The following is a 687-nucleotide window of genomic DNA, read 5'->3' on the forward strand; positions in this document are numbered from 1 at the left end:
CTCTTCACTAAGGTTCAGAGGGTTCGTGATGCATTATATAACGCTGCTTAACCTCAATGAGGGGGCACCGCCTAAATCTGTGATGGAGGGGCCGCGGCACAGGGCGAGGTCGGGCGCATCCGGCTGGCCTTCGTGTCCACCGTGGGCTTCGAGCAGTTGCCCGCCTGGGTGCGCGCCTTTCGCCGCGCCTGCCCGCAGGTGTCGCTGGAACTGGTCGAGGCGACGGGCGACGTGCAGCTGCAGTTGCTGGAGCGCGGGGAGATCGATGCCGGCCTGCTGCTGCATTCGCCGCAGTTCGCCCCGCCGGGCCTGGCCGGCCTGCGCGTGGCGCGCGAGCCGCTGGTGCTGGCGCTGCCGGCGGCGCACCCCCTGGCGGTGCAGGCCAAAGCCCCGCCGCTGGCCGCCGTGCTGGCCGAGCCGCTGGTGATCTTTCCGCGCCGCATCCTGCCTTCGGTGTACGACGCGATCTTCGCGCTCTACCACGCGGCCGGGCATTCACCGCAGGTGGCGCAGGAAGCCATCCAGATGCAGACCATCGTCAACCTGGTGGCGGCCGGCCTGGGGCTGGCCTTCGTGCCGCGGAGCGTGATGCAGTTCCAGCGCACCGGCGTGGTCTACCGCCGCGTGGCCACGCCGCCCCCCCGGCCGGGGCCGGCGCTGCCCGAGTGCGAAACCCGGCTGGTGTGG

1 pseudogene is annotated in these 687 nt (G+C 71.0%); it reads left to right on the forward strand.

Going from position 1 to position 687, the window contains the following annotated elements:
- Window positions 1-90: 90 nt before the first annotated feature.
- Window positions 91-687: pseudogene (locus AC27IO_RS25080) on the forward strand (LysR substrate-binding domain-containing protein); the annotation flags it as partial.

It is taken from the genome of Acidovorax sp. KNOB132 (assembly GCF_057541515.1).